Origin of the sequence: Aeromicrobium sp. (genome assembly GCF_036676885.1) — a bacterium.
Taxonomy (GTDB): domain Bacteria; phylum Actinomycetota; class Actinomycetes; order Propionibacteriales; family Nocardioidaceae; genus Aeromicrobium.
Window position 1 is genome coordinate 1 of record NZ_JAKFCB010000401.1, and the last position, 3,436, is coordinate 3,436.

The following is a 3,436-nucleotide window of genomic DNA, read 5'->3' on the forward strand; positions in this document are numbered from 1 at the left end:
TGCTCGCATTCAGTTCCGCCGCGCCCTGACCCTCACGGCGATGACGCTCGTCATGCCCGGTTCCGCCCAGCTCGTGATGGGCAACAAGCGGATCGGCCGCATCGCCGTACGCGTGTGGCTCGGGTTCCTGGCCGTCGGCGCGCTGCTGCTGTTCCTGGCGATGAACTCACGCAAGCAGCTGCTGTCGCTGGTGCTCGAGACCCCCCTCCTGCCGGTCGGCCGCTGGATCCTGATCGCCGGAGCCGTCGCGTGGGTCGCCCTGATCATCGACGCCTGGCGCCTGGGCCGTCCGCTCGAGCTGCGCCGCAACCACCGGCTCTGGATGACCGGCATCAACAGCGTCCTGTGCTTCGTCACCGCCGGGGCGCTGTTCTTCGCCGCGCACCTCGTCGCCGTGCAGACCTCGTTCGTCGACAGCGTGTTCGTCGCGCAGACAGTCTCCAAGCCGCAGGACGGCCGCTACAACGTGCTGCTGCTGGGCGGCGACTCCGGCCCCGAACGCGCCGGCCTGCGGCCCGACTCGCTGACCGTGGCCAGCATCGACCGGGAGACCGGCCAGACGGTGCTCGTGGGCCTGCCTCGCAACCTGCAGAACGTGCCGTTCCCCAAGGGTTCGGTCATGGACAAGGAGTTCCCGAACGGCTTCAACGGCGAGGGGCAGTACCTCAACGCCATCAACACCTGGGCCAACGACCATGCATCCCTGTTCAAGGAGAAGAACCCGGGGCTCAAGGCGACGATGGGCGCCGTCGAGGAGATCACCGGCCTCAAGCTCAACTACTACGCGATGGTCAACATGCACGGGTTCTCCAAGCTCGTCGACGCCGTGGGCGGCGTACGCATGAACGTCCGCGAGCGCACCGCGATCGGCGGCATCGGCTCACCGATCCGCGGCTGGATCGAGGCCGGCGAGCAGAAGCTGACCGGCGACCAGGCGCTCTGGTACTCACGCAGCCGCGTCCAGAACGATGACTTCTCCCGCATGGGCCGGCAGAAGTGCGTCATGAACGCGATGCTCCAGCAGCTCAGCCCGCAGAAGGTGCTGCTCAACGTCGAGAAGATCGCCAGCTCGAGCAAGGCGCTGCTCACGACCAACATCCCGAAGTCCGATCTCGACGTCTTCGTCGACCTCGCCCTCAAGGCCAAGACGCAGAAGATCTCGACCGTCTCGCTCGTCCCGCCCGTGATCTACACGGGAAACCCGGACTTCAAGAAGGTCCGGCGGCTGATCGACCGGGCGATCGACAAGGCCGAGGGCCGCTCGTCGATCCAGGGCGGCATCACGAAGGCCAAGCTGTCGCTGCCGAAGTCCGGCAGCGAGACCAAGGACCCGCGCAAGGCCAACCAGAGCTCGGATCTCGGCGCCGCCTGCTGACGACCTGAGTTGTCGCTGAGATCCACCGACGCGATGTCATGATTGCGCCGGGTATCGGTGATAATGGACGCTCCGTCGGTCACTCCGCAAAGGGAACCCATGTCGCACCGGGCGAGTCTCTTGGGCCGCGGCTACCAGGACAACCACCTGGATTCGCCGCGCGTCCGCTTCCGTCGTGCGCTCCTGCTGTGCCTGATGACGGTCATCGTCCCCGGCTCGGGTCATATCGCGATCGGCAAGCGTGTGGTCGGCTGGTTCGCGGTCACCGTCTGGCTCGGTGTGCTCGGCGGCGGTGGCTACCTGCTGTGGAAGTTCCGCACGGACCGGGCCCAGGTGCTGAGCTGGTTCACCGACACCGACGTCCTGTTGCTCGCCAGGGCCGGCATCGTCGCGGTCGCGGTGCTGTGGGTCATCCTGTTCCTCGATGCGTGGCGGCTCGCCTCGCCGTCCCGGCTCAACTTCATGCGGGCGGCCCTCATCACGGTGCTCAACCTCGCGATCATCGCCGGCGTCGCAGGCTCCACGGCGTACGCCTCACAGCTCATCAAGGTCTCGCGCGACACCGTCAAGGTCGTGTTCAAGGCGACCAAGACGTCCGAGCCGCTCAAGGGCCGCTACAACATCCTCCTGCTCGGCTCCGACGCCCGTGCCGACCGCACCGGTGTCCGGCCGGACTCGATGACGGTCGCCAGCGTCGACGCCGACACCGGCAAGGTCGTCCTCGTCTCGCTGCCACGCAACCTGCAGAACGTGCCGTTCTCCAACGGCTCGCCGATGCGGACGATCTACCCCTACGGCTTCAACTGTGGGGCGGAGTGCCTGCTCAACGCGGTCTATGTGACGGCCGAGGGTCGGCCCGACCTGTTCCCCAACAGCAAGACCCCGGGGCTCGACGCCACGATCGACGCGGTCCAGGGCGTCACGAACCTCAAGATCAACTACTACGTGATGGTCAACCTCAACGGCTTCAAGGGCCTGGTCGACGCGGTGGGCGGTGTCACGATCGACGTCCAGACCCGCATCGCGATGTTCGGCCACGACGACGCCTGGAAGAACACCTACATCGAGCCCGGCAAGCAGAAGCTCGACGGCCAGCAGGCGCTCTGGTATGCCCGCAGCCGGGTGCAGTCCGACGACTATGACCGCATGGGCCGGCAGAAGTGCCTGATGGCCGCCATGGTCAACCAGCTCGACCCCCAGACGGTCCTGCTCAACGCCACCAAGATCGCCAGGTCCGGCAAGGAGCTCCTGAGCACCGACATCCCGGCCAAGGAGCTCGGGCAGTTCGCCGACCTGGCGCTCAAGGCACGCGGTCAGAAGATCCGTACGGTCTCGGTGGTCCCGCCCGCGTTCAACACCGTCACGCCGGACTTCCCCGCGATCCAGGCCGCGATACAGAAGGCGATCGACAAGTCGGAGTCGACCGTCGCGCCGACCAAGAAGCCGACGCCGACCAAGAAGTCGGGCGCGGCCGCCAACCAGACCGACGATCTCAACGCCGCCTGCTGAGCCCGCGCGGAGCGACAACAGTCGTCTCCCGCAAAACGGGGCAGGAGGCTCATCGCCTCCCGGTCACGCCCACAGTCTGGTGGTGGCCGTCAGGAAGGTTTCGCCTACTTGTCCTGGGCCGCGTTGTAGGCGCTGATGACCTCGTCGGGCTCGCCGTCCATCACGAGCGTGCCCTGGTCGAGCCAGATGACCCGGCTGCAGGTGTCCTTGATCGACTGCATCGAGTGGCTGACGAGGAAGACCGTGCCGGCGTTGTCGCGGATCTCGCGGATGCGCGCCTCGCTGCGGGCGCGGAACTTGCGGTCGCCGACCGCGAGCGCCTCGTCGACGATCAGGATGTCGTGGGTCTGCACGCTGGCGAGGGCGAACTTGAGCCGCGCGGTCATGCCCGAGGAGTAGGCGCGCATCGGCAGGTCGATGAACTTCTCCAGGCCCGAGAACTTCACGATCTCCTCGTAGTTGGCCTCGATCTCGTCCATCGTGAAGCCCATCGCGAGGCCGCCGAGGATGATGTTGCGCTCGCCCGAGAGGTCCTTCATGAGGGCCGCGCCG

At 66.7% G+C, this 3,436-nt stretch carries 3 protein-coding genes; 2 read left to right on the plus strand and 1 reads right to left on the minus strand.

The genetic code is table 11. From position 1 onward, the window contains the following. Positions 1-1,375: LCP family glycopolymer transferase (locus V6M46_RS18880; protein WP_332667963.1), on the plus strand; the 1,375-nt coding region annotated here is incomplete at its 5' end. A gap of 195 nt (positions 1,376-1,570) precedes the next feature. After that, positions 1,571-2,884, plus strand: coding sequence for an LCP family protein (locus V6M46_RS18885; protein ID WP_332667965.1), 1,314 nt, complete (start codon positions 1,571-1,573; stop codon positions 2,882-2,884). A 104-nt stretch (positions 2,885-2,988) separates the two neighbouring features. Here the strand turns inward: V6M46_RS18885 and V6M46_RS18890 are convergent. Then, a partial coding sequence (locus V6M46_RS18890; RefSeq protein ID WP_442880562.1) for an ABC transporter ATP-binding protein occupies positions 2,989-3,436 on the minus strand: 448 nt, incomplete at its 5' end.

Bases quoted from the DNA above. Each gene is read 5' to 3' on its own strand.
- V6M46_RS18885 (WP_332667965.1), top strand. From the start codon at position 1,571: ATGACGGTCATCGTCCCCGGCTCGGGTCATATCGCGATCGGCAAGCGT.